This is a genomic window from Flagellimonas marinaquae (genome assembly GCF_003992675.1).
GTDB lineage: Bacteria > Bacteroidota > Bacteroidia > Flavobacteriales > Flavobacteriaceae > Flagellimonas > Flagellimonas marinaquae.
In genome coordinates, this window is the sequence record NZ_RZMZ01000015.1 from 734,221 (window position 1) to 757,379 (window position 23,159).

At 43.4% G+C, this 23,159-nt stretch carries 25 protein-coding genes; 17 read left to right on the forward strand and 8 right to left on the reverse strand.

Annotation, left to right across the window (positions count from 1 at the left end; translation table 11 throughout):
• Positions 1 to 103 precede the first annotated feature (103 nt).
• Positions 104 to 2,167 (reverse strand): helix-turn-helix domain-containing protein, encoded by a 2,064-nt coding sequence (locus tag EO130_RS12655; protein ID WP_127141870.1) that lies wholly within the window; start codon positions 2,165 to 2,167, stop codon positions 104 to 106.
• 224 nt (positions 2,168 to 2,391) lie between these two features.
• On the opposite strand from EO130_RS12655, the gene EO130_RS12660 reads away from it, so the two are divergent.
• The 12 genes from EO130_RS12660 (at position 2,392) to EO130_RS12715 (ending at position 12,332) form a co-directional block, all read left to right on the forward strand.
• A complete protein-coding gene (locus EO130_RS12660; RefSeq protein WP_127141871.1) occupies positions 2,392 to 2,979 on the forward strand; it encodes an ankyrin repeat domain-containing protein in 588 nt (195 codons plus the stop codon).
• A 21-nt stretch (positions 2,980 to 3,000) separates the two neighbouring features.
• Complete coding sequence (locus EO130_RS12665; protein ID WP_127141872.1) at positions 3,001 to 4,092, forward strand: acyltransferase family protein; 1,092 nt, start codon at positions 3,001 to 3,003, stop codon at positions 4,090 to 4,092.
• Positions 4,093 to 4,202: 110 nt separating this feature from the next.
• On the forward strand, positions 4,203 to 4,631 hold the full coding sequence (locus EO130_RS12670) for an FKBP-type peptidyl-prolyl cis-trans isomerase (RefSeq protein WP_127141873.1): 429 nt from the start codon (positions 4,203 to 4,205) through the stop codon (positions 4,629 to 4,631).
• A 247-nt stretch (positions 4,632 to 4,878) separates the two neighbouring features.
• Positions 4,879 to 5,391 carry a hypothetical protein gene (locus EO130_RS12675; protein WP_127141874.1) on the forward strand — a complete coding sequence of 171 codons (513 nt, stop codon included), beginning with the start codon at positions 4,879 to 4,881 and terminating at the stop codon, positions 5,389 to 5,391.
• Positions 5,392 to 5,578: 187 nt separating this feature from the next.
• The gene (gene ggt / locus EO130_RS12680) at positions 5,579 to 7,276 is read left to right on the forward strand and encodes a gamma-glutamyltransferase (protein WP_127141875.1); all 1,698 of its coding nucleotides are present in this window, start codon (positions 5,579 to 5,581) and stop codon (positions 7,274 to 7,276) included.
• A 9-nt stretch (positions 7,277 to 7,285) separates the two neighbouring features.
• Positions 7,286 to 8,008 carry a class I SAM-dependent methyltransferase gene (locus EO130_RS12685; protein WP_127141876.1) on the forward strand — a complete coding sequence of 241 codons (723 nt, stop codon included), beginning with the start codon at positions 7,286 to 7,288 and terminating at the stop codon, positions 8,006 to 8,008.
• A gap of 85 nt (positions 8,009 to 8,093) precedes the next feature.
• Positions 8,094 to 8,684 (forward strand): Crp/Fnr family transcriptional regulator, encoded by a 591-nt coding sequence (locus EO130_RS12690; protein WP_127141877.1) that lies wholly within the window; start codon positions 8,094 to 8,096, stop codon positions 8,682 to 8,684.
• Positions 8,685 to 8,748: 64 nt separating this feature from the next.
• Positions 8,749 to 9,849 (forward strand): alkene reductase, encoded by a 1,101-nt coding sequence (locus EO130_RS12695; RefSeq protein ID WP_127141878.1) that lies wholly within the window; start codon positions 8,749 to 8,751, stop codon positions 9,847 to 9,849.
• A 204-nt stretch (positions 9,850 to 10,053) separates the two neighbouring features.
• Positions 10,054 to 10,476 (forward strand): OsmC family protein, encoded by a 423-nt coding sequence (locus tag EO130_RS12700; RefSeq protein ID WP_127141879.1) that lies wholly within the window; start codon positions 10,054 to 10,056, stop codon positions 10,474 to 10,476.
• 71 nt (positions 10,477 to 10,547) lie between these two features.
• Positions 10,548 to 11,219 carry a ferredoxin reductase domain-containing protein gene (locus EO130_RS12705; protein ID WP_127141880.1) on the forward strand — a complete coding sequence of 224 codons (672 nt, stop codon included), beginning with the start codon at positions 10,548 to 10,550 and terminating at the stop codon, positions 11,217 to 11,219.
• A gap of 170 nt (positions 11,220 to 11,389) precedes the next feature.
• Positions 11,390 to 11,926 (forward strand): CIA30 family protein, encoded by a 537-nt coding sequence (locus tag EO130_RS12710; RefSeq protein ID WP_241244352.1) that lies wholly within the window; start codon positions 11,390 to 11,392, stop codon positions 11,924 to 11,926.
• A 37-nt stretch (positions 11,927 to 11,963) separates the two neighbouring features.
• Entirely contained in the window at positions 11,964 to 12,332 is a 369-nt protein-coding gene (locus tag EO130_RS12715; protein ID WP_127141881.1) for a DoxX family protein, read from the forward strand.
• On the opposite strand, the gene EO130_RS12720 is transcribed toward EO130_RS12715, so the two are convergent.
• From EO130_RS12720 to EO130_RS12735, 4 genes are all read right to left on the reverse strand, one after another.
• Entirely contained in the window at positions 12,327 to 12,689 is a 363-nt protein-coding gene (locus EO130_RS12720; RefSeq protein WP_127141882.1) for a DoxX family protein, read from the reverse strand. The genes EO130_RS12715 and EO130_RS12720 overlap by 6 nt on opposite strands.
• A 304-nt stretch (positions 12,690 to 12,993) precedes the next feature.
• A complete protein-coding gene (locus EO130_RS12725; RefSeq protein ID WP_127141883.1) occupies positions 12,994 to 13,854 on the reverse strand; it encodes a sigma-70 family RNA polymerase sigma factor in 861 nt (286 codons plus the stop codon).
• A 584-nt stretch (positions 13,855 to 14,438) separates the two neighbouring features.
• Complete coding sequence (locus EO130_RS12730; RefSeq protein ID WP_127141884.1) at positions 14,439 to 15,809, reverse strand: aldehyde dehydrogenase; 1,371 nt, start codon at positions 15,807 to 15,809, stop codon at positions 14,439 to 14,441.
• Between the two features lie 174 nt (positions 15,810 to 15,983).
• Positions 15,984 to 16,775 carry a hypothetical protein gene (locus EO130_RS12735; protein WP_127141885.1) on the reverse strand — a complete coding sequence of 264 codons (792 nt, stop codon included), beginning with the start codon at positions 16,773 to 16,775 and terminating at the stop codon, positions 15,984 to 15,986.
• 143 nt (positions 16,776 to 16,918) lie between these two features.
• On the opposite strand from EO130_RS12735, the gene EO130_RS12740 reads away from it, so the two are divergent.
• Positions 16,919 to 17,389: a DUF5004 domain-containing protein gene (locus tag EO130_RS12740; protein WP_127141886.1), complete on the forward strand. Its 471-nt coding sequence runs from the start codon at positions 16,919 to 16,921 to the stop codon at positions 17,387 to 17,389.
• Between the two features lie 7 nt (positions 17,390 to 17,396).
• Here EO130_RS12740 and treF read toward each other — a convergent pair whose 3' ends face one another.
• Entirely contained in the window at positions 17,397 to 18,983 is a 1,587-nt protein-coding gene (gene treF / locus EO130_RS12745) for an alpha,alpha-trehalase TreF (protein ID WP_164732933.1), read from the reverse strand.
• An 87-nt stretch (positions 18,984 to 19,070) separates the two neighbouring features.
• On the opposite strand from treF, the gene EO130_RS12750 reads away from it, so the two are divergent.
• Both EO130_RS12750 and EO130_RS15500 read left to right on the forward strand, forming a co-directional pair.
• Positions 19,071 to 19,697: a GntR family transcriptional regulator gene (locus EO130_RS12750; protein ID WP_127141887.1), complete on the forward strand. Its 627-nt coding sequence runs from the start codon at positions 19,071 to 19,073 to the stop codon at positions 19,695 to 19,697.
• A gap of 57 nt (positions 19,698 to 19,754) precedes the next feature.
• Positions 19,755 to 19,901, forward strand: coding sequence for a hypothetical protein (locus tag EO130_RS15500; RefSeq protein WP_164732935.1), 147 nt, complete (start codon positions 19,755 to 19,757; stop codon positions 19,899 to 19,901).
• Here EO130_RS15500 and EO130_RS12755 read toward each other — a convergent pair.
• Both EO130_RS12755 and EO130_RS12760 read right to left on the reverse strand, forming a co-directional pair.
• Positions 19,898 to 20,524 (reverse strand): NTP transferase domain-containing protein, encoded by a 627-nt coding sequence (locus EO130_RS12755; RefSeq protein ID WP_127141888.1) that lies wholly within the window; start codon positions 20,522 to 20,524, stop codon positions 19,898 to 19,900. The two genes, EO130_RS15500 and EO130_RS12755, sit on opposite strands and share 4 nt — an antisense overlap.
• Before the next feature lie 12 nt (positions 20,525 to 20,536).
• Positions 20,537 to 20,788 (reverse strand): MoaD/ThiS family protein, encoded by a 252-nt coding sequence (locus tag EO130_RS12760; protein ID WP_127141889.1) that lies wholly within the window; start codon positions 20,786 to 20,788, stop codon positions 20,537 to 20,539.
• Between the two features lie 214 nt (positions 20,789 to 21,002).
• Between EO130_RS12760 and EO130_RS12765 the strand changes: the two genes are divergently transcribed.
• Together EO130_RS12765 and EO130_RS12770 are read left to right on the forward strand one after the other, a co-directional pair.
• Positions 21,003 to 22,085 (forward strand): vWA domain-containing protein, encoded by a 1,083-nt coding sequence (locus EO130_RS12765; protein WP_127141890.1) that lies wholly within the window; start codon positions 21,003 to 21,005, stop codon positions 22,083 to 22,085.
• 55 nt (positions 22,086 to 22,140) lie between these two features.
• Complete coding sequence (locus EO130_RS12770) at positions 22,141 to 23,088, forward strand: 3-keto-disaccharide hydrolase (RefSeq protein WP_127141891.1); 948 nt, start codon at positions 22,141 to 22,143, stop codon at positions 23,086 to 23,088.
• Positions 23,089 to 23,159 lie beyond the last annotated feature (71 nt).

The window sequence follows — 23,159 nt, forward strand, 5'->3', positions numbered from 1 at the left end:
TGAAATAATAACCTTAAAATTAAGGCATTGCAACCTCTTCTTTTATGACCTAGGTCATCATTGGGTGGATGACATGGGAATACCAGAATTGGGCAATCTATGGTTAAAGAAGGCTTTTCTCTTGCAAGGTTTTCTCCAAACGCCCATGGTTTTCCCAAAAACGGTCTTCTATTTTTTGCATCACCGCTTCATATTTGGGATGCGCCTCAAGTTTTTGGAATACGGGATCTAATCCCATAAAGAGCACTATCCAATACTGAAAGTGGTCTTTGGCCGCAAAAACTTCCAATTGCGCAATGGCTTCATCCAATTTACCTTCATAGGCATATAGTACCGCCATGCTCGCGGGTTGATAGATGGACTGATCATTTTCACAATAGTCGGCGTAAGATGCAAAAAGCTGGTCCGCTTCCTCCTGATATCCCATTTTTTCGTAAGTGTAGCCTATTTTGATGTCCTCTTGCGGATATATTGCCAATCCTTGTGCTTTCCTAATGTCATTGAAGGCTTTATAATAGTGATAGGCACTGTCAAACTCTTTTTGAAAATAGTGCAATTTGGCTACTTCTTGCAAAATATCAAGTCGTGTCGTGTCCTTCCTCAATTCACGTTTTAAAGTATTCAGTGTCTGTTTGATGTCCTTGTTCTTGGCATATCGGATATAAGCTTTTAAATAGGGAGCGTAATAATTATCGGGATTGATTTCGAGTGACTTGTCGATATATAACAAGGCTTCATCCGTAAACCCGGATTGAGCAAGTGCATTGCTAAGGTGGAGATAGGTATAGCTTTGCGTAATATGATTTTCCGACACATCCAACTGAATGCCCTTTAGGGCATATTCCAAATATTTTCCGGTATTGGGGAGGGCATTGGAGTAAATGGAGGATAATATATTTACCACTCCCGAAGAATTGGGGTTGTATTCCAAAGCCTTTTCCAAATGGGGCACGGCCAATCGATAATCCCCAATGTGCATATAATACAAGGCTTTTGCAATTAAACTTTCAGTCAGTTTGGAGTCATGCAGTAGGGCCTTGTCCGCATAGTTGTTGATGGTTTCAGTATATCGTTTTTCCTTTTTGTAGAGATCGAGATAATAATAGGCTATGGCCAAATCTGCATATGCCAAGGCAAATTCAGGATCTTCTTCCACAGCTTTTTCAAATAGGGGAATGGCCTCCAGAAGACCTTCTACGGTCTCTTTATTAAAGGGTTCCTGGGCCTTTAGGTAGTAATCGTACGCAACAAGGTTTTCGGTGGGCTTTTTGTCAATTTGCTCCAATTCCGAAGGTGTTACCTGTGCTTTGATGGCATCCGCTATTTTTTTGGCCACTTCATTTTGAAGCGCGAAAATATCTACCAACTGATGGGTGTATTGTTCGCCCCAAACCTGCGTATCGGTCACCGCATCAATCAATTGGATATTGAGCATGACTTGGTCGCCTACCTTCTGCCCACTACCTTCCACAATATAGTTTACATTGAGCTCCGACGCTATTTCCCCAATGTTCTGATTGGTGTTCCGGTATTTTTCCACGGAAGTACGGCTAATTACCCGTAAATCCTCGATTTTTTGAAGATTGCCCAAAGAGGCTTCCATCAAACCATTCACAAAATAAAGGTTGGTGGAATCACTGCTCTCGTTTTTAAAGGGAAGTACGGCAATGGATTTTTCCAGAAACGCAGTTTTCGTCGTTTTTTGTGCAGGAGAGGAGGGAAGTAGTAACCAAATAAGACCGCCGCCCATCAAAAGTACGATGGCGAGGAGAGCCCACCGGTATCTTTTTAAAAAAGGGGGAGCGCCTATTTCAACCTTTTCGTCCTGAAATCCTGGCTTGCCAACTTCACCCGGAGGATGACCGTAATGCTCACGAAAACACTTGATAAAATAGGAGGCGCTTCCAAAACCTACCTGATAGGAAACCTCCGAAACGGTTAGGTCGGTTTCTTGGAGCAATTCCATCGCCTCTTCCAGTCTGACCTGGCGAATAAACTGGCTGGCCGATAACTGGGTCTGCTTTTTACACTTGCGCAGTAGGCTCGAACGGCTCATGTGCATGGCTTTGGCCAATTCCGAAACACCAAAGTGCTCATCGCTCAAATGTTCGAGAATGATGGCCTTGGCCTCATCGGTAAATTTCTGCCCTTTGGGTTTATCTAGCATATTGGTTTATAGGTTGATAGCTGTACCATTACAAACAAAGATAAACGATTCTATCCCATGGTAAAAATGCAGCTTTTGCCGCATAATTTATATCCGTGCGCCATAATTTTTATGGACAGTGCAGGGGGTTATATATATCGCAGCATAGGTGATTGGTGCTGCATCAGGCTTTGGGGAATCTTTGTAGTGTAAAATTTATTATTCAACAATTAAAACGAAAAGTCATGAAAAACTTTAAAAACAATTCAATGAAACATGTAATGTATGCACTACTTATTGTATCGATAAGTTTATCTGCCTGTGGACAGCAAAAATCCAAATCCGAGCAGAAAACTAGTGCCAAGACCGAAGTAAAAGCTCCAGAAATGCCATTATCGGCCGCTGTGGTCACAGGAAATCTGGAAGCGGTGAGACAGCATATCGAGGCAGGAACCGACATCAATGAAAAAGATCCACTTAGCGGGTCAACACCATTGATTACGGCAATCACTTTTGACAAAAAGGATATCGCCCAAAATTTGATCGATGCCGGAGCCGATTTATCCATTAAAAATAACGATGGTTCCACTGCACTGCATGTGGCTGCCTTCTTTTGTAAAGTGGAAGCGGTCCAAATGTTGTTGGATGCAGGTGCCGACAAGACTTTAAAGAACAATTATGGAGCCACCCCACGAGAAACTATTGTCGGTTCCTTTGCGGAGGTAAAGCCCATCTATGAAATGATGCAGCAACAATTGGGACCCATTGGCCTTCAATTGGACTTGGAAGAGGTAGAAGCTACCCGTCCCACCATTGCGGTAATGTTACAATAAACCATCAAAAAACGATAAGTCATGAAAACAGCACGTAGATACGATATTGACTGGTTGCGGGTGATTACCATTTCGCTACTGCTCATATACCATATTGCCATTATTTTTCAGCCGTGGGCCATGTTTGTAGGCTTTGTGCGTAGCGATCAACCTCTGGAGGGACTGTGGACCCCGATGACGATGCTCAACGTTTGGCGTATCCCAATCCTTTTCTTTGTATCGGGCATGGGGCTCTATTTTGCCATGCGAAAACGAAACTGGAAACAGCTGATAGGAGAGCGGACGAGAAGGATTTTGTTGCCTTTGCTATTTGGAATTGTAGCGATTGCTCCCTTGCATATGTTCCTCTTCCAGAAATTCTACAAACTGCCTTTGGGATATTATCCCCATATGGGCCACCTATGGTTTTTGGGCAATATTTTTGTCTACGTGCTGATGTTTTTACCTGTTTTTTACTTGCTGAAACGTAACACAGGAGGGAAATTCCACCGAATTTTGGACCGAATGATGTCCAATCCAGGTGGACCTTTATTGATTTCCCTCTTTTTTATGCTCGAAGCCATTTGGGTCAAACCACAGATTTATTCCCTGTATGCGGAAACTTGGCATGGATTTGCGCTTGGAGCTTTGGCCTTCTTTTTTGGTTATTTGTTCGTTTACAGCGGATACCATTTTTGGGAAACCGTTAAAAAATGGAAATGGGCCTATATCGCTTTGGCCATGGCATTATACCTATTGAGATATGTGGAGTTTCAATTGGAGGCCCCAGGGTATCTTATGGCATTGGAGTCCAACTGTTGGATTTTTGGAGCGTTTGGACTCGGGTACCGATACTTGAATAGGCCCAGCGCTATATTAGGCTATTTGAGCCAAGCAGCCTATCCTGTGTATATCATTCACATGTTTGTCATGTATGGTGGCGCTTGGCTGATCTTGCCCTTGCATATTCATCCGGCATTGCAGTTTGTAGCCATAACAGTGTTCACTTTTGCAGGGTGCTACTTACTGTATGAATTCTTGATTCGAAGACTGTGGTTCCTAAGACCGTTATTCGGACTAAAAGGAAAGCAAGTCGATAAACCTTCGGTCAAAATGATGGTAAAAGAGGGGTAAACGCCAATTTTAACCTCCTTTTTGGAAAACCAATGCACCAGTCTTTCGTTAAACCATTTTATACCCTGTATATTTGCAACGTTTTGATTTTAAAACTATAAACAAAAATTATGAGTACAGTAAAAGAGAATGACACTGTAAAAGTGCACTACACGGGTAAATTGACCAACGGTCAGGTTTTTGACAGTTCGTTGGAGCGTGAGCCTATGGAAGTGGCCTTGGGGCAGGGTCAGCTTATACCTGGATTTGAAAAAGGGCTTATCGACATGGCCGTGAACGAAAAAAAGACCATTACTATCGATAAAAAAGATGCGTACGGCGAAGTGAACGAATCCCTTTTCCAGAAAATATCTAAAACCCAACTGCCAGAAGACCTAAAGCCCGAAGTGGGCATGGGCTTGGTAGGTTCCAACGCTGAGGGACAGCAACAACAATTTAGGGTAGCCAAAGTGGAGGAAAACGACATCATTTTGGATGCCAACCATCCTTTGGCCGGACACGATTTGGTGTTTGACCTTGAAGTGGTAGAGATTCTGTAAGCAAGAATTTCAATTAGCATATAAAAAGCCTCGTCTGCATGACGGGGCTTTTTTTATTTTGCTGAAGTGATCCGTAGTCTTTCAAAAAAAGTTTTTCCGGTCACATGTTATAAAATGTGGTACTTTAGGATGGATATCAAAAAAATGATATGAAAAGAAATCCCTACTTGCTTATACTGCTGCTATTTTTGGTCTACATCCCTTACTTGCCCAGAAAAGAACATTTCAACAAGGTTATATTATCGAATTGACCGGCGATACCATACAAGGTCTCCTTAAAGACCGTTCGCCAGAACCGTTTGTTTCATTGTACAACAAGGTCAGGTTTAAAAAGGAGGGGAAGGGGAGAACCTTTAGGTACAGCCCCGACGACATATTGGGATACGGTCTTCAAGGTGAACATTTCATATCCATGCCATTTAAGGAAGAAAGCAACTTTTTTAAATTTAGATATTATACCAATGCATCGGCATCACGAACCTTTTTAAAGGTTGTACGTAAATCAAAGAATTTGATGTATTTGGAACAATTTTTTGTGCATGACGATAATTCCTATTTGGATTTCATTCCATTTTTTTACAAACCGGGAAGCACTACTTTGGTCCGGGTAACCCAGGGTATTCTTGGATTTAAGAAGAAGGCCCTCGCCGCTTACTTTTCAGATTGCCCCGAGATTGCAGAGGAACTTTATGCAGATCAACCTACCATCCAAAGCGTTCCCGAACTATATGAGTTTTACATAGTTCATTGCACGCAATAGTCAGTCCCTTGGTAGTTACTGATCGATGGCAGATAATCTTATCACTTCCAAATTATGGCTAAACCTTTAATTTCTAAATGGATTGGACATACAATCCTTATCTTTAGGGATGTAAACCAGTAATCAACCTAATGCGGTCTTTTGGATGATTTTGACCCACCAAATGACGGCATCCAAAAAAGTGAAAATGAAAATTTTATCTACCTTGATTGCCCTAATTGTTTTTGGGAACTTGCTGCATGCCCAAGACCGATTGACCGGCGAAACCTTTACTACACGCTCTGAAATTTTGGCACAAAACGGCATGGCAGCCACAAGTCAACCGTTGGCCACCCAAGCTGCTTTGGATATTTTAAAAAAGGGAGGCAGTGCCGTAGATGCGGCCATAGCGGCCAATGCTGTGCTCGGACTTGTGGAACCCGCAAGTTGTGGTATTGGGGGAGATGTGTTTGCCATAGTTTGGTCCGCCGAGGAAGGGAAACTATATGGCTTAAACGGAAGTGGGAGGGCGCCCCAATCCTTGACCATCGATTATTTTATGGATCAAGGGCTGACCTACGTTCCTTTTTATGGCCCGTTGCCCGTATCGGTGCCAGGCTGTGTGGATGGGTGGTTCACATTGCATGAAAAATTTGGGAAACTATCGATGGAAGAAATTCTACAACCCGCGATAGCCTATGGCAACAATGGATTTCCGGTATCTGAAGTGATTGCCTACGAAATGGCATCGAGCTATGAGTCGGTGAAGGACCAACCGGGCTTTGCCCAAACCTATATGCCCAAAGGAAGGCCACCCGTAAAAGGCGAGGTATTTGTCAATAAGGATTTGGCCAACACCTACGAACTCATTGCCAAAAATGGTCGTGATGCCTTCTATAAAGGTTCCATTGCCAAGACCATTGATCGTTACATGAAAAAACACGGAGGATTTTTAAGCTACGAAGATTTGGCAAGTCATACCTCCAATTGGGTAACACCGGTTTCCATAAACTACCGCGGGTACGACGTTTGGGAATTGCCACCTAACGGACAGGGTACCGCTGCCTTGCAGATGTTGAACATTCTCGAAGGCTTTGATATTGCCAAAATGGGTTTTGGTAGTGCCGAATACCTACATGTACTTACAGAAGCCAAGAAGTTGGCTTATGAAGATCGGGCCAAGTTTTACGCAGACCCCGAATTCAACAAGATTCCTCTGGATGCCCTATTGTCCGATAACTACGCATCGCAACGAAGGGACCTCATAGACCTCAATAAAGCGGCCGACAGCTATCCCGCTGGTGATATGGAAATAGAAACAGGGAACACCACTTATCTGACCGTGGCCGATAAAGATGGCAACATGGTTTCCTTCATACAAAGCATTTATTCCGAATTTGCCTCAGGCATGGTACCGGACGGATTGGGCTTTGTGCTTCAAAACCGTGGACAAATGTTCAATGTGCAGGATAAGAGCCATGCCAATGCCTTGGAACCGGGCAAACGTCCATTTCACACCATCATTCCGGCATTTATCACCAAAGATGGTAAGCCCTGGGTCAGTTTTGGACTTATGGGCGGGGCAGTGCAGCCGCAGGGCCATGCGCAGATTGTAGTGAACGTTGTTGATTTTGGCATGAACTTACAAGAGGCAGGGGATGCACCACGAATGCGTCACCGTGGCAGTTCGCAACCCACGGGCTCCACCATGACCAATGGCGGCACCTTGTATCTTGAAAGTGGTTTTGCGCCCGAAACCCTTAGGGAATTAAGCAAAAAAGGCCATCGCATCGGCTTTGGTGTGGGCATGTTTGGTGGTTATCAAGCCATTGGTGTTGATTTGGAAAACCAAGTGTATACCGGGGCATCAGAATCCAGAAAAGATGGTCAAGCTGCAGGATATTAAATCAAAATTATGTTGAGAGCTAAGTCAACCCTAGCGCCAATAGTCATAGGTCTGTTCTTGTTGTGCTCCTGTAACGGGCAAACCAAGAACGATTCCCAAGACTATGTATATAAAAAAGGAGATCCAAACGGTATCGGAAAGTGGTACATGGGGCGTGAAATAGCCCATGTTATGGGTTTTCAAGGCATGAGCTGGCTGGAAAGACCGGAACGCGAGGAAGAGGAAAACACCGCTACACTCTTGAAAAATATGTACATACAGCCCACAGATGCCATTGCCGATATCGGGGCGGGTTCGGGCTATCATGTCTTTAAAATGGCACCCATGGCAAGCAAGGGAATCATTTACGCAGTCGATATTCAGGATGAGATGTTGGCAGCGATACGTGAGAATATGGAAGCACAGGATGTTCGGAATATCAAACTGGTAAAGGGTGGGGAGCAAGGTGTGAATCTTCTGGAAAATAGTGTGGACAAAGTGTTGATGGTAGATGTTTACCATGAATTCAATTATCCAAAGGAAATGATTGCCTCCATCAAAAAGGCATTAAAGCCTGATGGTAAGATATTTTTAATAGAATACCGAGGCGAAGACAGGTCGGTACCGATTAAGGCTGTACATAAGATGACCGAGGCACAGGCGGTCAGGGAAATGAACGCGGCGGGCTTCATTTTGGAGCGAAATGATGATAACCTACCCTGGCAGCATTGTATGGTTTTTATAAGGGAATAGTGCAGCGGAATGTACGCAGCTAGACCTCTTGCATTAAAACGAAGCTATTTAAAGTGAAATCACAAACCCTGCTTTCCATTTTTTTATGACCCATGAACTTCTCATTGCACACGTTAAGAAACTGGTAGACCCACGACCCGAAGACCTGAATTTGTTTACCTCAAAACTTAGGGAAGTGGTAGTTACCAAAGGTAAATTTTTAATACAACCCGATACGCATGTAAATCATGAGTACTTTGTAGTAAAAGGGTGTTTAAGTGCCTACTATTTGGACAAAAAGGGAAATAAGAATATCGTTCAATTCGCTATCGAGAATTGGTGGCTCGGCGATTTTGATGCCTTTTATAATGGGGTACCCTCCAAATTACATATTGAGGCCTTGGAAGATTCCACCTTGTTGGCCATTAATTATGATGATCTGCAAATCCTGTTTCAGCAAGCCCCCATCTTCGAGCGATATTTTAGGGTATTGGTCACCAGCGCGTTCATCTCGCTCCGCAAACGTATTCTATCGTCTTTGGGAAAAAGCGTTAAAGAACGGTATGTTGAATTTTGTGAAAGTTACCCCAACATTGAAGGGCGTGTCCCCAATTATCAAATAGCCAATTACTTGGGCGTTTCTGCAGAGAGCCTTAGCCGTGCCCGAAGAAAAATGAGAGCGTTAAAAAAAACCTAATTGATTTAAGTCAATCATATTGGCGCATCCGAATTGTATATTTCTAATAAATCAAATTAGATATATGCAACAGTTACTTACTCCTTACAACAAGAATATCCAACTCAAAAATCGTGTCGTAATGGCACCTATGACCCGAAGTAGGGCCGCCAACGATGAAAATAAGCCCACGGATGAACTTCATGGACTCTATTACGAACAGCGTGCATCAGCAGGTCTGATCATCACCGAAGGTTCGCAGGTTTCCGAACGTGCTGTGGGATATGTCAACACCCCAGGAATACATACCAAGGCACAAGTGGAAGGCTGGAAAAAAGTGACTCAACGGGTGCATGACAAAGGTGGAAAAATCTTTATACAGTTATGGCACGTGGGACGGATTTCACATCCCGATTTCCATGACGGGGAGCTGCCATTGGCCCCTTCAGCACTGAATCCAAACGAGCAATCCTACACCCCAGATGGCTTTAAGGACACCGTCACGCCAAAGGAAATGACCAAGGAGGATATTAAAACCACGGTAGAAGATTTTAAGAATGCCGCCAAAAATGCAGTTGAAGCCGGATTTGATGGGGTAGAAATACATTCCTCCAACGGTTATCTGTTCCATCAGTTCTTTAATGGTACTTCCAATAAAAGAACAGATGAGTACGGTGGGAGCCACGAAAACAAAGCATGGTTCTTTTTTGAAGTCTTGGACGCGATTAAAGAATTGATTCCAGAGGAAAAAATCGGTGCCCGGTTCAATCCTTCACTCAATGGGGTGTTTGGAATGACCATGGATGAGGATACCATTCCTACGTTTGAATACATCATCAAAAAATTGAACGATTATAACTTGGCCTACATCCATTTATCCGAACCCTTTACGGATGTCTCCGATATTCCTTTTGCGGTAACGGAAATTGCCAAGCACTTTAGGCCGTTGTACAATGGCACGTTAATGATCAATGGAGGATTTGACCAAGATTCCGGAAACAGGATAATTGAGTCTGGAAATGCCGACTTGGTGGCTTATGGTAAACCCTACATTTCCAATCCTGACTTGGTAGAGCGGTTTGAACATAACCTAGAACTGGCCGATTGGGACAAGGATACGTTTTATACTCCCGGTAAAGAAGGCTACACAGATTATCCCAAGGCCGATATCAAGCAGGAGGCCTAATTTGAAAACCCTCTAGGTTAAAACTGTCAGTTCGAGTGAAATTCCGAAGGAATTTTTTCCTGCCTGCGGAGAAGGCAGGTATTGAGAACTTTCTTTGATTTTGAAATTGAAGTTTTTTAAAAAATTTTTCTTTCGAAAAATCATTCGAACTGACAACTTCCAGTCAAAAGACATAACTACATACTAACATTAAAAACATAACACATGAAATTTACAAGAAAAGCACATGCACAGTGGAAAGGCTCGGGCAAAGAAGGAAAAGGAACATTGAACACTGCTAGTGGTGTATTGGATAGTACGCCCTACTCGTTCCACACCCGTTTTGAAGATGGCGAAAAAGGCACCAACCCCGAAGAATTGGTAGGGGCCGCTCATGCCGGCTGTTTTGCCATGCAGTTAAGTTTTCTATTGGGCGAAGAAGGATTTACGCCCGACAGTTTGGATACCGATGCCACCGTAACTTTTGAGGATGGAGCCGTTACCAAAGTGGCCTTGGATTTGAAAGGGGATATCCCCAATATCGATGCTGAGCAATTTCAGCAAATAGCACACAAGGCCAAAGAAGTATGTCCCATTTCAAAACTTTTGGATACGGATATCGAACTCAAGGTCACCTTGGAAAAATAGCATTAAAAGTTCGATGGCGAAAAGCCATCACTGAATTAAGAAACAACATTGTTAACCCCTAAAAATAATATATGCCACATAAAGTAAAGATTCAAGAAATAGGTTTTATCACCCACGATGTTCTTCAAATCCAGACAGAACGCCCTGCCGACTACACTTTTGAGCCCGGTCAGGCAACAGAAGTTGCCTTGGACAAGGAGGGTTGGCGGGAAGAAAAACGACCCTTTACCTTTACGGGACTTCCCGACGATGGTTTTTTACAATTTACCATTAAGGTATATCCCGACCACAATGGGGTAACGGATATGCTGCAAACGCTCGAACAAGGTGATCATTTATTGTTGGAGGATGTTTGGGGCGCTATTTCCTACGAAGGTCCAGGGGTATTTTTAGCCGGTGGGGCAGGGGTGACCCCCTTTATTGCCATTTTCAGGCATTTGGCCCAAAAGCAACAGTTGGAAGGAAATCGCTTGTTGTTTGCCAATAAGCGCGAAAGGGATATTATTATGCAATCAGAATTTGAAAAATGGCTGGGGAAGGACTTTATCAATATCCTTTCGGAAGAACAGAGCAGTAAGCATGCACATGGTTTGATAGACACCCAGTTCCTCAAAGAGCATATTACGGACAAAGATGCCAAATTTTATCTCTGTGGACCGCCACCGATGATGGAATCCGTACAAAAGGATTTGGAAGCCCTAGGTATTTCCAAAGATCAAATGGTCGCAGAGGAGCTCTCCTAAATAACCCGCAAGCTTTTCCGTTAGGTAAGTCGCTTAGTATCAAAAAGGTGTAAATACCCTTAAAGACAACATAATTCCAATGCGATAACCCTAAATTCCCGTTAAAACTGCCGTTCTTTAAACGCTGAACTCCATTTTTGTTTAATATTTTGTTATATTAGTTAAACAATATGAGAGTTTTAGCGCTACTATTATTTTTTACCATCATGCCCCAAGACCATTCATCCCTTATTTATGATTTTAGCCAAAATGACAATAAGAACCAATGGTTTATCGTGGACGACGGCGTTATGGGTGGTTTATCCCAAGGAAACATCAACATCAACAGTGACGGCAATGGCGTTTTCCAAGGGTACGTTACAACGGAAAACAATGGCGGTTTTTCTTCCGTGCACTATAAGTTGGACAATAAGGATGTTTCGCCATTTTCCACTGTCGTTATCAAACTAAAAGGGGATGGTAAAAAGTACCAGTTTCGAATAAAGAGCAATGCCTACCAACGCTTTTCCTATATCAACAGTTTTGAAACCTCAGGAGATTGGGAAACGATAAAGCTATTTTTTGATGATTTTGTCCCCATGTTTAGAGGCTACAGATTGGCGGAACCGAATTATTCGGGCAAGGTGATGGCCGAAGTTGCCTTTTTGATTGGAAATAAGCGTGATGAGACATTCTCCTTGGAAATTGAAAAGATTTACCTGGAGTAATCCATACATACGATCAAATAATTTAAAAATCTAGCACATGGACTATTTTACAGTTGCATTACAATGTATTGTTGCCATCAGCATCCTCAATGTTTGGTTGGTACAGAACAAAAAGGCGACGCAATGGCGCGGAGGAAATGCCACCACGATTATCGAAGAATTCGAGGTATATGGGCTTCCAGTTTGGATGTGCTATCTTGTGGGAACCCTTAAGGTTATTTTGGCCCTTGGGCTTATAGCGGCCATTTGGTATCCAGTATTACGTCAACCTTCAGCATTGGGTCTGGCCGTCCTGTTGTCCGGCTCTGTGGCCATGCACTTAAAGATTAACGACCCATTGAAAAAATCCTTTCCGGCTTTTTTGTTTTTGTTGATGTGTCTGTACATCGCCTTTCCATTCTTATAGCAGAAGTTGACGCGAAACGGAGAGCAGTTGATAGCAGATATAAGCGTTGAGAAGGGCGTAAAATAGGGAAGGGGTAGCTAGCAGAAAGCTATCTTTGATTTGAAGTCGCACCAAAAAACCCAAAAACATCAAAATTGACAAACCAAATGCGGCAGAGAGTTGTAGGGTAGTGGAATACCCCAAACCAATGAGTAGCCCCAATGCACCCAAGAGTTGTAGTGTCCCAATCAATTTTCGGTAGGAGGGCAGGCCGTATCTTTCAAATTCCATTTTCATCTTCTTCGACACAAAACAACCTATACCAAAAAACAAAAAAGAGAATCCCGAAAATAGGGTGAGATAGGATAACGTATTCATAATTCGTTTTGAATGGAACCTGATTAACTCAAATATGGAATGCTAAAGTAGTAATCGAAACTTGTTCTGACTGTGGGAACGGTAAAAAACTTAGATAATGGGTTCCAATAGAGGGTATAAAAATAGGCCACTAACAAGGGCTGTCAAAAAGCAGCTCATTTGTCAGTTCGAGCGCCCGCCTGCGGCAGGCAGGTAGTCGAAAACCTGATACATTGATAATCAATGGGTTTCGAATGTGCTCAACCTGAGAAAGTTCAAATTATACCGTTTTCAGACAGCCTCTTTTACATCGTGCTTGTTGCTCTTACAAGTAAGCCTGTAAAATTTCGTTGTGTGAACGCCTTCGCAACATTCGGATGGCTTTCTCCCTTATCTGTCGCACGCGTTCTCGAGTGATATCAAAGAGTTCACCGATTTCACCTAGACTTTTGGGGCTTCGTTCCCCAAGACCATAATGCAGACGTATGATTTCGCTCTCACGTTCTGGGAGCGTTTTTAATGCTTGGTCAATATCGGCACTCAGGGAATCCTGTATCATTTTTTCATCGGGGCTCGTACTATTTTTTGATGCGATGACATGGTAAAGGTTGGAAGTTTCACCCTTCTCAAAAGGCGCGTCCATGGACAAGTGTTTGGCCGAGTTTTTCATGGCCAGTTTTACCTTCGCGGAAGTCATATCGAGCTCATTTGCTATTTCGGCAGCGCTAGGGGGTCTTTGGTGGGTTTGTTCCAAAGATGAAAACACCTTTTTTATTTTACTGATTTCACCAATTTTATTGAGCGGCAACCGCACCAGCCGGGAGTTTTGCGAAATGGCTTGCAATATGGACTGTCTGATCCACCAAACCGCATAGGAGATAAACTTAAACCCCCTGGTTTCATCAAAACGTTTGGCAGCTTTTACCAAACCAATATTTCCTTCATTGATCAAGTCGGAAAGCCGTAAGCCACTACCTTGGTATTGTTTTGCGGTAGATACCACAAAACGCAGATTGGCATTCACTAATTTGGTAAGGGCAGCTTGATCACCTTCGCGAATTCTTTTGGTCAGTTCAACTTCTTCGTCCGCTGTTATCAAATCAATTTTGGAAATTTCTTGAAAATACTTTTCCAATGATTTGGAATCCCTGTTGGTAATCTGTCTCGTAATTTTTAGTTGCCTCATATATGTATTTTAGTGTAACATGTTCTAACTAATAAGATAACCATATTTTGCAGAAATCCTAGTAAAAGTGGATTTTCTTTGAAAAAACTATATAAAAAGACGATTTTTTATCCTTTTTTGTATTGAAAATATAGAGAATGGCCTGTTTTGTTGGTAAAAACACTGTATGACATCCTTTGGTGTTCAAGAATTTTTCTTGGTTGAAGTAAATTTATTGATGCACTTATCTATTTTTTCTTGGAACTCATCAATGCTACGCATGTGTGGCTGGTACGCGTGAAAAAAAGTGATTATCCATTGGACGATTTGTTTTGACGCCGATATGGAGCGTTGGAAATAAAACAAGGAATGTATAAAGTAAATGGCTTTGACATAAAATCGGTATCGTTATGACGCTAAAGCATCAGAACTGATTTTATATCAAATAGCAAAGCTATACGCAATTTACTGTACTATAATATTTGTATCATAATTTATGTTATGTAAAATAGAATATTTCAAACCCTCCACACATAACCCAAAAACATCCGCTCCACTGCAACGTAACAATTCCTTTTTTTAAATCAACAGCAGCCGGTGAACCCTTAAAACATATGCTTTATTTTCTTCGCGAGCTTTAAAGAAATTGAATATGGTGCGTAGCGCAATGGCACATCCAACCAAGTCGCACGTTTTACCATGGACTTTTTATGGGAAAACAAATCGAACGTATGTCTGCCATGGTAGCCGCCAATCCCAGATTGGCCAACGCCACCAAATGGCAATTCCTTGTTACTAATGTGCACTACCGTGTCGTTTATAGTTCCACCACCAAAGGAATATTTACCCATCAAACGTTTTTGGAACTTATTGTCGCTGGAAAACACATAAAATGCCAACGGATTTGGGTACTTGGAAATATAGCTATCCAATTCCTCCTCTTCGGTGTACGAAATCAGCGGTAAAATCGGGCCAAAAATCTCCCCTTCCATAATGGTGCTGTCCATCGCAGGCTCATCCACCAAGGTTGGCGCTATAAATCGGTCCTTATCCGTATAAGTACCGCCAAACAGGCAGGTTTGTCCTTCCAGCATGGCTTTCAGCTCGTTGTAGTGCTTTTCTGTGGCAATACGGGCAAAATCCGGGGATTTCTCCAATTCTGTCCCGTAAAATTCGGTAATATGCTGTTGCAAGGCATTCACCAAGGCCTGTTTTACCGAGGTATGCACCAATACATAGTCTGGCGCAATACAGGTTTGCCCCGCATTGATGAATTTTCCCCAAGCTATGCGTTTGGCAGCTAGCGATATGTTGGCCGTAGCATCCACAATACAGGGATTTTTTCCGCTGAGTTCCAAGGTCACCGGCGTGAGGTGTTCCGCAGCACTTTTATACACGATTCTGCCCACATGGGTGCTTCCCGTAAAAAAGATATACTCCCATTTTTCGGCCAATAATTGGGTGGAGACTTCTACTCCGCCCTCAACCACGGTCACATATTCCGGCGGGAATACTTTACGGATAATCTGCGAAATCATTTGGGAGGTGTTCACACTGAACTCGGACGGCTTCAACAAGGCGGTGTTGCCCGCTGCCAAGGCACCAATCAACGGCGAAATGGCCAACAAAAACGGATAATTCCATGGTGAAATGATGAGCACCTTCCCGTAGGGTTCGGGTTGTATCCACTCTTTGGACGGGAAATTAACCCATGACCCCCCTACCCGTTCCGGCTCGCTCCACGAGCCCACATTTTTAATGGCATGTTTGAGCTCGGCCAGTGCCAATTGGGTTTCCGTGGCCAGACTTTCAAAGGCAGGCTTCTTAAAATCGGCATACAGCGCATCGCAAATGGCGTCTTCCTGCTCCAATATTTCTTGGTGAAGCTTTTTTAAGTAGTGTTTCCGAAAAGCGACATCCTTGGTTTTTTGGGTGTCGAAAAACTTCTGTTGTGCCTGTACCAGCTGTTTGACCATATCCGTTTTATTTCCCTAAATATAAGTAAACTCCGTTGCATGTAACCAAAAAAGCACCGACATCAAAGCGGTGCTTTTGCTTTTCATGCCCTGTACTTACACAGTTTCTTATTGCAAAATGAGTTCTCGTTACAATTTTTCTTTCGAAAAATCACTCGAACCGACAAGTTTCATTTATAGGCTAATCTCCTCGGTTGCCCCGTTCGGATAGATAATCGTTGCCAAATCGTCGCAGTCGCCGTTGCCAAAGTCCACGACTACGGCCAATCCGTTTTTGGAAACGTTCATGCTGCCAGAGGTCAAATATTCACAGGCGGCACTTCCTTGCAAATCTTCCAAGGTTTCAACGGCATAGGTGTTCCCATCCGCAACCACGGTCCAATTTCCGGAAATGGAAATCATGGTGTTTTCCAAGCTATCGCCAAAGGCAATGGTAAAGGTTTTGGTCCCGTTTTCGGAAATCACGGACTCGTCCTCCATTTCCACGGTCATATCACTGACCACGGTAAAGGAAACACTGCTCTGTTCCCCATTTCCTGTAATTTCGAAAGTTCTCGTACCATTAATTTTCACGGTGCCCACATAAAAATCTTGGTAACTGGCGGTAAAGGATGATGCCTCTTCCCCTACTTCGTAAGTTACGGTTACCGTTCCGTTCACATTGTCCGTTCCGTTGAGCACACAATTATTAAAAGTGGCCACAAATCCAGTTTCGGAATATTCGGCGCTGTAGCACTCCCCTTCTTTGGCTATTGCTCGTTTCGCGGCGGTATCTCCCGCAAAAAGCTCGGCCAAGGCGGTATCTGCTGCACCGGCAATGTCATCGGTACTCAAAATGGTCTGCAGTTCTTCTTGCGTAAGGGCTTCCCCCTCGTTGGGCATACCGTCCTCACTACACGATTGAAATCCAATCAAGGCTGTTGCTACGAAAGCAATCGATAAAAATTTTAGGGTAAGTTTCTTCATGGTATTGGGTTATAACATTTGGTAGCAAAACGATACGCCCTTCGGTTTAGTGTGAATAACCCCTTCTATTCGATGAATTGCCCGTTTTAGGAAGCATTATTCTTCAAATTGTGTTATTTTCAACCTGTAAAAGCACAAAACGCATGAAAAAGACAACGTATTTCCTTTTGGGCCTGGCGAGCATGGTGTTACTGACCGCCTGTAGTGATGATGATGGTAACAGTTCCGGTTTTTCCCCAGAGGAATTGGTGGGCACTTGGGACTTGACAGCGGTGAACGTAAGCAGTGAAGTAGACCTAAACGATGATGGCGTTTCCTCCTCCAACCTTATCGATGAGCAGGATTGCATCTCTGGTACCATAACCATCAACGCCGATAATACCTATCAGTTTCAACAATCCAACTTTTCGATAACCCCCATAACTGGTGGTCTTTATTTTGTTGATTGTAATGGAACGGTACAAGCTACTGGTGCATGGGCCAGTGATGGTGTGCAAGTGGCTTTCCAAGGCAGCACCACTCTTGGTACAGTGCAATTGAGCGGCAATAGAATCATTAAAACGGTCGATCAGGATTTACCCGGGGTCTTATCCTATACTTATGAGCGTAGATAAGGACTGATCAGTTCGGTCGCTCCAAATCTTCTAGGATTTTTTGAAACCCTAACGCTACACCATTGGTCCATCCAAAACCATCCTGAGTGGGGTACTCCCCTCCTCCTGAAAGCAAGGATAGATCTTCCACATTATATTTTTCCATCATTTTGCCGGTATTGGCATATACTTTTTCGTTGAGGGCAAGCCAACGGGTCATAATTTCCTTGGCTTCATCCACATAACCATAATTTAATAGCCCATTCACTGCCAACCATTGCAAAGGAGCCCATCCATTTGGGGCATCCCATTGTTGCCCACTGTGCTCCAAGGTGGTGACCAATCCCCCATCCTTTAAAAAGGTACTCATGATCACGTCCTTAACCTTTTCCGCTTGATCGGGACTTGCCAGCTCAAAAAACAATGGCGTTACACCAGCCAAGGTGAGTTTTGACGTCATTTGTTGATCCATAAAGTTGTAATCGTGATAAAAACCAGTGTTTTCGTTCCAGAAATAATCATCAATGATAGCTTTTCGGGTCTCAGCGAGCGCCAAAAATTGTTGTTGTGCCTCTTCGTTACCTTTGATGCCGTTGGCTTCAGCAATCGTTTGCTCCATAAAATACAGCAGGCAATTTAGGTCTATGGGCAGTATGGAAATAGTTTCCGTGGAAGCAAGCCCGCCCTCTTCGCCAAACCATCTACTGCTAAAGTCCCATCCAGAGGCTGCGGCGGAGCGCAAATTTTTATACAATTGTTGTTTTAGCGAATCCGAACCCAAGTTTTGAGCCAGCATATAATCCTCTTTGTAGGATTCAGGTCGTGGTGTGTTTCCTGAGTCCCAATATCGGTTTAGGGTGTTGCCGCTGGCAAGGTTTACCTCACGTTTTATCGGTTGTAGACTATCGATTGTTTGGGCTCCTTCCATCCAATACTCATATTCTTTGGTCATTTGGGGCAAATATTCAACAAGCAACGCATCGTTGCCTCTGGCAATGGCCTTGACCATCAACGCAAAATAGGGCGGTTGTGAGCGGGTGTTGTAATAATTTCTGGTGCCGTTGGGGACAAATCCCAAGGAATCGATCAAAAACGCAAAGTTATCCACCATGCCTTGGGCTACTTCTTCTTCTCCGTCCACCAATAGGCCCTCTAAGGTAAAATAACTGTCCCAATAATAAATCTCCTGAAAACGACCGCCAGGAACGATATAGTTGTATGGAAGGGCGATACGGGATGAATTTGAAATAACACTATCCGGATTCCGTTTTAAAACATCCCACATATTGGAGATATGCCGATACATGTTTTTTGTGGTATCCAGCTCAAACTGAAGCCCTTTCAAAGACCTGTCCTCAAAGTTTTTTAGCACAAAACTATCCAATCTAAACCCTTGACTATCTTTACTTTTAAGATACTCCGCTTCAAGTGTAGCTATATCTTTTTTGGGAACAAGGTCCACAAAGGTCTTGGAATCCTCGAAAACCCCAGACATTTGAACAGTTTTGAACAACTCAGTATCATACAGGCTAACAGGTTCCTGTGGGGTCGTTTTGGATTGTTTGCAGCCAATGATGGATATGGTCAAAAACAGACCCAGTAAAACTTTTTTCATGACATCCTCAATTTTGAAGTCCTAAATATAAAATAATTAAGTGCAACCAGTTTACGTTACATGGTATATGATAGTTAACTTCGTCTTATGGGGGTGAAACTTGTTTTAAGGGATAAAATCAAATCACACTTGCTTAAGCAAATTCAAAATGGCGAGATTGAGGTTGGTAAAACCATTAATCTAGCAGCACTTTCAAGAGATACAGGAATAAGTGTCACCCCCATTCGTGAGGCGCTGAGCCAATTGGAACAAGCACAGGTGTTACAGGCAGTTCCCAACCGTGGTTTTGTGGTGGCCCGCCTCTCCAAGATGGAAGTAAAGAATCTGATAGAAGTTGTAGCCCAACTTGAAGTGATGGCCCTCGAAAACACGCCTTTTAAAGTGGATGACGTTCAACAATTGATCGCCTTACAGGAACAAATGGAAGGCGCAGATAGTTTGGCTGATGGATTGACGGCGCGCTTCCATTTTCATAACAGTTTGATTAAAGAGTGCCCCAACAAAGTGCTTTTGCAAATTTTGACGGATTTGAAGCTCCGGCTCCATTTTTATGAACATGATTTTATACAAGACGATTATTTTTTTAAGAAGTTGGGTTTACAGACCCGCTCCGTGGTAGAGGCCATACAAGAAGACAACGTACCAACGGCCGCTTTGATTCTCCGGATGCACTGGATGACCATTTTGGAACATATCGAAGCACAAATACGGTAAGCGTCTAAAAATTGAAATAAAACTAGTGGGGTTTCGTTCTAAATGAAATGAGAGGTTATGAACTTCCTAAATAAGGAAATAGCATTTCGGGTAAAACAAAAGAGCTCTAGCCCTTTGGTCAAAAAACAGGTTTCCTGCGGTATTTTTCAGGAGTTGGAGACCTTGGATTTGGACCATCAAAAACCGATGGCTCCCAAAAACTAGCTTCCCTCCTGCCCTTTTAATTGGTTTTTGGCCCATTCGTAGTCTTCCACAGCATTTGCATTATACAGTACTCGCCCATTACTCGGCACAACCGCTTTTACATCAACTTCCGAAAGAAACCGTTTAGGACTTCTGCCTTCCGATGCAGACAAATACTTTTTTGCCCGCCGTAGTCCCGCAGGTTCCCAAATACAGGCCAAAGGTTCCGGTTCCGTAGTACCCTTTGCCATAAAGGCCGTAGCAAACGTTTTTGGGTCCCTTTCTTTTACCAACTGCTCTACTGCTTTCAAATCCATTAGGGGAAGATCGCAGGCCAAGACCAGCCAGGCCACCTCCGGATATGCTTCATGTGCGCTCATGATTCCGTTGAAGGGTCCTTCAACTTCATCTAGATCAACAATGGTGGCAAGTCCTTTGGGAATCGTATCAAGTTGATGTTTTTGAATCCCCAAAAACACTTTCTCGCAGACCTTGTTGAGAAGCTGGTAAACATATTCCCGTTGTGGCATACCATGATACTCCAAAACTCCTTTATCATGACCCATTCGCGAGCTGGAACCTCCTGCCAATACCAATCCATATAGTTTGGGAGCGGCGGCATGGGCGTCAGTTTTGGTGTTCATGGGAAAATTGTTTTAAACGTTTGGCGGCGGAATCAGGGCAATTTCATCATACGAATTGATACTGTCCTGGTCCGTAGCATAATTTTGGTTCACGGCAACCGTCACTTTGGATATCTTTTTGAGCTCGGGATAGGTGCTTTCCAGAAATTTTTTGAGTTCTCCCACGGTATTGGGTATTTTTTTTCCACTCAAACTGGCGGTGGGAACGGATAAAGTGGGTGTGCCAATGATATCTTTGGTGGCACCGAACAAAAGGATAGTCATACGAATCAACCTATTAGTGTTATTGTTTATTTGGGTTTTTGGTTAGATAGGCTGGTAGGTTTGTGAGCGGTGAAAATATTAAAATTTGATGGCAACAGAACGATTTTAACACAGAGCAATTTCTTTTAACTTTTCTTTAATTGATTTTTGCGGGAAACAAATACTTTTCGCTGCATTTCCACGTTGTGCATGCAGGACCTTAACTTATTAGAAAATGAAAAAAATACTTCAGCTTGCCTTGCTTTTATCTATTGGCCTTACCTTATTTTCTTGCGGAAATGCAGATGATGATGTCAGTTTGGACATCAACGATCGTGAATTGGGGCTTGGCGAAGAACCGGATGATTGTTTGGGCTTTGGTGAAAACGAACTGCTACTTTCCGTTCAAGATGAATTCACTACCCTCCCCGGAAAGGTATCCGTTCTTTTTAGGGTTTCCGACCTGATGGGCAATCCCATTTCAGGGCTTTCCGCAGACCAGTTTTCCATTTATGAGCAGGGAAGGAACGACGATTGTTTCAATTCCATTTCCCCTTCGGAATCCTTTGCACGGATTTCGCCCAATTCACAAGTGTTCAACAACAATACCCTCTTGGTGTTGGATTTGAGCAACAGTGTACTGGACAGCAGCTTGGATGAACTTAAGGCAGCCACCACGAGTTTTATCAATAGCGTAATGCCGAGCCCGGCCACAGATTCCTTCAAAATGGCCATTTATTGGTTCGATGGTGAGGACAAACTTCATTTACTCAATCCGTTGACGTCATCCGCAGCCGAGTTGACTGCTTCCGTAGATGGGATTACCACCGATATCAGCAACGATCCTTCCACAGATTTGTATGGGGCGGTAATCAAATCCACCGATATTGCCGAGAATTTGCTTCGGGAAAATTCCGAGGTCATCAATGCAGCATCCGTGGTATTGTTTACGGACGGAACAGATCAAGCTTCGCGCTATCGGGAATCGGATGCCTTGCGTGCCGTTGCGGAAGCAGATAGGAACATCTCGTTCTTTACTATCGGACTTGGTGCTGAAATCGACACCGAGGTTTTGACCGAAATCGGGAAAACAGCCAGTGTTTTTGCCAGCAATTCTGAAGAGTTGGAAAATACCTTCAACGATATATCCCAGCGTGTGGAAGAACAGGCCGGAAGCTATTATCTTTTCGAATATTGCACGCCCAAACGTGATGGAAGTGGAGAAAGTAACCTTGTTATCCGACTTTCCCACAATGGCCTTCAAGGCGCTGTACAGACCAAGTTTAACGCCAAGGGTTTCACGGGCGGATGTGAATAAACCGAGCATTTTGGAATAATACGTATCTTGGACTGCAACAAAACTAAACATACGTATGATTACCCAAAGAAAAACGATTTACACACTTATTTGCGCCCTGATGTTGGGGGTTACCAGTCACATTGATGCACAGGATATCAGTCCGTTGGAGGGCAGATGGGACTTGGAAATGGACTTTATGGGAAAGACCTCCCCTTCTTGGTTGGAGATAAGGCATTCGGGTACGGCTACTTTGGTAGGACGCTTTGTATTTGCCTTTGGTAGTGCAAGGCCCGTAGCGGAAGTGAAGACTTTTGGCGATAACCAATTCACCTTTAGTATCCCCAACCAATGGGAACCCAAAGGAAGTGACATGATTTTCCATGGTCAGCTGGAAGATGAAACCCTAAAAGGAACCATGGTCTATACGGATGGCTCCATTATGGAATGGACCGGCGTTCGTGCCCCAAAATTGGAATACACAGAGAATCCCAAATGGGGCAAAACCATACCTGTTTTCAACGGAAAAGACCTTTCTGGATGGCACGTAGATGGTGAAAAGAACCAATGGGTCGTTAAAGATGGTATTTTGACCAGTCCAGAATCAGGGTCCAATTTGATCTCAGACGAAAAATTCCAAGATTTCAAATTACACGCTGAATTTCGCTTTCCCGAAGGAAGCAACAGTGGCATCTATTTGCGAGGCCGTTACGAAGTTCAAATTGTGGATAGCAAGGATTATGAGCCCTCCGATATTTACATGGGGGGTATTTACGGATTTGTGGAGCCCAATGAAAATGCTTCCAAGTCGGCCGGAGAATGGCAAACTTATGATATTACGCTCATAGGAAGAAGGGTAACCATTACCTTGAATGGAAAAACGGTGATTTCCGATACTACGATTCCCGGGATTACTGGCGGTGCATTGGACAGCAAGGAAGGCGAGCCAGGTCCATTCATGATTCAGGGAGACCATGGCCCTATTGAATTCCGAAGCTTTGAGGTGACTCCGCTGAAAAAATAATTTAACTTTCAAAATAATGCTGGGGGTCAGTGCTAACACGTTGTCATTCCGAACTTGTTTCGGAATCTCAT

Excerpts from the sequence above, each read along its gene's own strand:
- EO130_RS12655 (WP_127141870.1), bottom strand. The coding sequence starts at position 2,167 with ATGCTAGATAAACCCAAAGGGCAGAAATTTACCGATGAGGCCAAGGCC.
- EO130_RS12660 (WP_127141871.1), top strand. The coding sequence starts at position 2,392 with ATGAAAAACTTTAAAAACAATTCAATGAAACATGTAATGTATGCACTA.
- EO130_RS12665 (WP_127141872.1), top strand. The coding sequence starts at position 3,001 with ATGAAAACAGCACGTAGATACGATATTGACTGGTTGCGGGTGATTACC.
- EO130_RS12670 (WP_127141873.1), top strand. The coding sequence starts at position 4,203 with ATGAGTACAGTAAAAGAGAATGACACTGTAAAAGTGCACTACACGGGT.
- ggt (WP_127141875.1), top strand. The coding sequence starts at position 5,579 with ATGAAAATTTTATCTACCTTGATTGCCCTAATTGTTTTTGGGAACTTG.
- EO130_RS12685 (WP_127141876.1), top strand. The coding sequence starts at position 7,286 with ATGTTGAGAGCTAAGTCAACCCTAGCGCCAATAGTCATAGGTCTGTTC.
- EO130_RS12690 (WP_127141877.1), top strand. The coding sequence starts at position 8,094 with ATGACCCATGAACTTCTCATTGCACACGTTAAGAAACTGGTAGACCCA.
- EO130_RS12695 (WP_127141878.1), top strand. The coding sequence starts at position 8,749 with ATGCAACAGTTACTTACTCCTTACAACAAGAATATCCAACTCAAAAAT.
- EO130_RS12700 (WP_127141879.1), top strand. The coding sequence starts at position 10,054 with ATGAAATTTACAAGAAAAGCACATGCACAGTGGAAAGGCTCGGGCAAA.
- EO130_RS12705 (WP_127141880.1), top strand. The coding sequence starts at position 10,548 with ATGCCACATAAAGTAAAGATTCAAGAAATAGGTTTTATCACCCACGAT.
- EO130_RS12710 (WP_241244352.1), top strand. The coding sequence starts at position 11,390 with ATGAGAGTTTTAGCGCTACTATTATTTTTTACCATCATGCCCCAAGAC.
- EO130_RS12715 (WP_127141881.1), top strand. The coding sequence starts at position 11,964 with ATGGACTATTTTACAGTTGCATTACAATGTATTGTTGCCATCAGCATC.
- EO130_RS12720 (WP_127141882.1), bottom strand. The coding sequence starts at position 12,689 with ATGAATACGTTATCCTATCTCACCCTATTTTCGGGATTCTCTTTTTTG.
- EO130_RS12725 (WP_127141883.1), bottom strand. The coding sequence starts at position 13,854 with ATGAGGCAACTAAAAATTACGAGACAGATTACCAACAGGGATTCCAAA.
- EO130_RS12730 (WP_127141884.1), bottom strand. The coding sequence starts at position 15,809 with ATGGTCAAACAGCTGGTACAGGCACAACAGAAGTTTTTCGACACCCAA.
- EO130_RS12735 (WP_127141885.1), bottom strand. The coding sequence starts at position 16,775 with ATGAAGAAACTTACCCTAAAATTTTTATCGATTGCTTTCGTAGCAACA.
- EO130_RS12740 (WP_127141886.1), top strand. The coding sequence starts at position 16,919 with ATGAAAAAGACAACGTATTTCCTTTTGGGCCTGGCGAGCATGGTGTTA.
- treF (WP_164732933.1), bottom strand. The coding sequence starts at position 18,983 with ATGAAAAAAGTTTTACTGGGTCTGTTTTTGACCATATCCATCATTGGC.
- EO130_RS12750 (WP_127141887.1), top strand. The coding sequence starts at position 19,071 with ATGGGGGTGAAACTTGTTTTAAGGGATAAAATCAAATCACACTTGCTT.
- EO130_RS15500 (WP_164732935.1), top strand. The coding sequence starts at position 19,755 with ATGAACTTCCTAAATAAGGAAATAGCATTTCGGGTAAAACAAAAGAGC.
- EO130_RS12755 (WP_127141888.1), bottom strand. The coding sequence starts at position 20,524 with ATGAACACCAAAACTGACGCCCATGCCGCCGCTCCCAAACTATATGGA.
- EO130_RS12760 (WP_127141889.1), bottom strand. The coding sequence starts at position 20,788 with ATGACTATCCTTTTGTTCGGTGCCACCAAAGATATCATTGGCACACCC.
- EO130_RS12765 (WP_127141890.1), top strand. The coding sequence starts at position 21,003 with ATGAAAAAAATACTTCAGCTTGCCTTGCTTTTATCTATTGGCCTTACC.
- EO130_RS12770 (WP_127141891.1), top strand. The coding sequence starts at position 22,141 with ATGATTACCCAAAGAAAAACGATTTACACACTTATTTGCGCCCTGATG.